Origin of the sequence: Dialister succinatiphilus YIT 11850 (assembly GCF_000242435.1) — a bacterium.
Lineage (GTDB): Bacteria > Bacillota > Negativicutes > Veillonellales > Dialisteraceae > Dialister > Dialister succinatiphilus.
On record NZ_JH591190.1, the window covers coordinates 154,593 to 157,425 of the forward strand.

The following is a 2,833-nucleotide window of genomic DNA, read 5'->3' on the forward strand; positions in this document are numbered from 1 at the left end:
GTCAATCCTAAGAACCTTCCCTTCCGAACCCTATGAATCCTCAGCGCCGCAGGCGCGTCCAAAGAAAGGAGCCCATTATGCCCATCCATCTTCCTGCCAGAGTGCTCCGTGATATTTCAGGATTTGCCGCAAAAAACCACATTCAAAGGATTATCCTTTTCGGATCCCGGGCCAGAGGCACCCATACAGAACGGAGCGACATAGACATTGCCGTCAGCGGGGGAGATTTCGACAGCTTCTACCGGGATATTAAAAATGATGTGCATTCCCTCCTTATGTTTGATGTGGTGAATCTTGATGATGGCATTTCCGAAGAATTGCAGAAAGAATTGGACCGAGACGGAGTGGTGATTTATGAAAAAACTCGATAACTTCCTAAGCTGCCTCAAGGTACTGGAAAAAGCGGACTTCTCCCTGGCAGAGGACGATGAAATCTACCGCACCGGCATTATCGGCCAGTTCAACCTTACCTTCGAACTGGCGTGGAAAGCCCTGCAGCAGGTTCTGCGTCTTCATGGCGTGCAGGAAGCAGAAACAGGTTCTCCCAGAGAAATTCTCCAGCTGGGATATAAAGTAGGATTCGTGGACGATCAGCCCGTATGGCTCCTCATGCTGAGGAAAAGAAATCAGTCCGTTCATATATATGATGAAAATGAAATAGACGAACTGATTCTTCTCATTAAAGACAGCTTCATTCCCGCCTTCGCCAGACTGGCAAAGACCCTAGAGAAAAAACTGAAAGAAGCGGAGGATTAAAGAGCTGCCGCGCCCCTTTTTTAACATGACGATAGGGTTGCCCGCTGCCACCGTCATCTCGAGCGGGGGATTTATGAGAAGACTGTCTCGCGGGGTTTTATTCTGTCCCCCGGATGGGGAAAGTCCGGCGCAGCCGGATAAGGGGGAGCCGCGTAACGGCTAATCACCAGAATGCTTATCATGCCATATGGCACTGAAAGTAAATCCCGTAACGCTGACTTTATGTTCATCGCCCGTAAGGGCGATACCACAACCCTCGGCCCGAAGGGCCGTCAAACTTACGAACCCTCCGGCCCATAGGGCCGGTCCATCTTAAGAACCTTTTTCCACAACCTTTTTCTACAACCCTTCTACACAACCCGCGGCGGAGCCGCGCCCCTTTGCGCCCTCTGGGCGCATCCTCTGAACCCCGGGCCGCAGGGCCCCATAAATAAGGAGTCTCCTATGACCAAAAGAAATATTCCTGTAAAAATGAACGAAACCTACACCCTTTCCATACGCGACCTGGGTATTCATGGGGAAGGCATCGGTTCCGTCGAAGATTTCACCGTCTTTGTGCCCGGCGCCCTGCCGGGAGAGACGGTGACGGCCCGTATCGTGTCAGCCAAGAAATCCTATGCCCAGGGAAGGCTGATTTCCGTAGACAGCCCCTCTCCCTTCCGCACAAAGCCGGAATGCCCTGCCTACCTTGCCTGCGGCGGCTGCCAGATTTCCCATCTCACCTATGAAGGCCAGCTGGCGCTGAAAGAAAAGCGGGTGAAAGACGTGGTGAGCCGTCTGGGCGGATTTTCGGAAGACCTGGTGCTTCCCATTCTTCCTGCGGACCATCCCTGGAACTACCGGAACAAAATGGCCGTGCCCGTATCCCAGGTTACCGGCGGTCCGGTGATTGGCTACTATCGCCAGGGCAGCCATCAGGTGGTGCCCATTGACGGCTGTCTCATCCAGGAAGAAGAAAACAACCGGGTCCTCCGCTTTGCCCAGGGCTTCATGGCAAGGCACCATGTCCAGGGGTACAATGAGAAATCCCGCAAAGGCTCTGTGCGTCATATCATGGCAAGAACCGGGGACAAGGGAGAAGTGATGGTGGTCATCGTCACCGCCACGCCGACCCTTCCCTTTGCAGAACTCTGGGTGAAAGAAATGCGACAGCTCCTGCCGGAAGTGGTTTCCATCTACCACAACGTACAGAAAAGCCCGGGCAATGTGATTCTGGGACAGACCCTTCACCACCTCTGGGGCCGGAAAACCCTCACGGCCACCCTGGCAGGCCTTTCCTTTGAGGTGTCGCCTTTCTCCTTCTTCCAGGTTCATAAAGACCAGGCGGAGAAACTGTACGCCAAAGCCCTGGAATACGCTGATCTGACCGGCAGCGAAACGGTCATAGACGCCTACTGCGGTACCGGCACCATTTCCCTCTGTCTGGCGAAAAAGGCAAAGAAAGTCATCGGCATTGAAATCGTGGAAGCGGCCATTGAAGACGCCGGAAGAAATGCCGATTTCAACCATGTGGAAAACGTGGAATTCCATGCCGCCGACGCAGGAAAGCTCATGCCGAAACTCTATAAAGAAGGCCTGCGCCCCGACGTCATTGTCATGGACCCCGTCCGTGCCGGCTGCAGCGAAGATGTGCTGAAAGCGGCGGCCGCCATGGAACCGAAACGCATAGTCTACGTTTCCTGCAACCCCGCCACCTTCGCTAGAGATGCAAAAGTTCTCGCTGGCCTTGGCTATACCCTCAAAAAAGTCCAGCCGGTAGACATGTTCCCCCAGACCATGCACGTGGAAACGGTGGCCCTGCTGGAGAAATGAGCGGCGCTGCTTCCCCTTAGTGTAAAATTTTACTCGGTAGGGGAATTTTTCCAGAAACAATAAAAGAGGAAAGCCTCCCCTTGAGTGGAAATGTTATAATTTCCGTGGCAAAGAATAAAACAAAGAAAGGTCTTTCCTCATGGATATTATAACAAAAACTGGAGAAATTTGGAGTGAAAATGCAATAGGAGCAGTTATTTCTATCATCAAGGAATCTGATGATTCTATTGAGTCTGAAAGGAAGCTAACTCATTGGCTCGAAGAA

At 52.5% G+C, this 2,833-nt stretch carries 3 protein-coding genes; all 3 read left to right on the top strand.

All coding sequences use genetic code 11. The features are described 5' to 3' along the window. The first annotated feature begins 77 nt into the window (after window positions 1–77). The 3 genes from HMPREF9453_RS10805 (at window position 78) to rlmD (ending at window position 2,568) form a co-directional block, all read left to right on the top strand. The gene (locus HMPREF9453_RS10805) at window positions 78–371 is read left to right on the top strand and encodes a nucleotidyltransferase family protein (protein WP_008860604.1); all 294 of its coding nucleotides are present in this window, start codon (window positions 78–80) and stop codon (window positions 369–371) included. Next, complete coding sequence (locus HMPREF9453_RS10810; RefSeq protein WP_008860605.1) at window positions 355–756, top strand: HI0074 family nucleotidyltransferase substrate-binding subunit; 402 nt, start codon at window positions 355–357, stop codon at window positions 754–756. The genes HMPREF9453_RS10805 and HMPREF9453_RS10810 overlap by 17 nt, the downstream gene beginning before the upstream one ends. A 444-nt stretch (window positions 757–1,200) precedes the next feature. Beyond that, window positions 1,201–2,568, top strand: a complete 1,368-nt coding sequence (rlmD, locus tag HMPREF9453_RS10815; RefSeq protein WP_008860606.1) for a 23S rRNA (uracil(1939)-C(5))-methyltransferase RlmD — start codon at window positions 1,201–1,203, stop codon at window positions 2,566–2,568. Window positions 2,569–2,833: the final 265 nt, after the last annotated feature.

Excerpts from the sequence above, each read along its gene's own strand:
- HMPREF9453_RS10805 (WP_008860604.1), top strand. The coding sequence starts at position 78 with ATGCCCATCCATCTTCCTGCCAGAGTGCTCCGTGATATTTCAGGATTT.
- HMPREF9453_RS10810 (WP_008860605.1), top strand. The coding sequence starts at position 355 with ATGAAAAAACTCGATAACTTCCTAAGCTGCCTCAAGGTACTGGAAAAA.
- rlmD (WP_008860606.1), top strand. The coding sequence starts at position 1,201 with ATGACCAAAAGAAATATTCCTGTAAAAATGAACGAAACCTACACCCTT.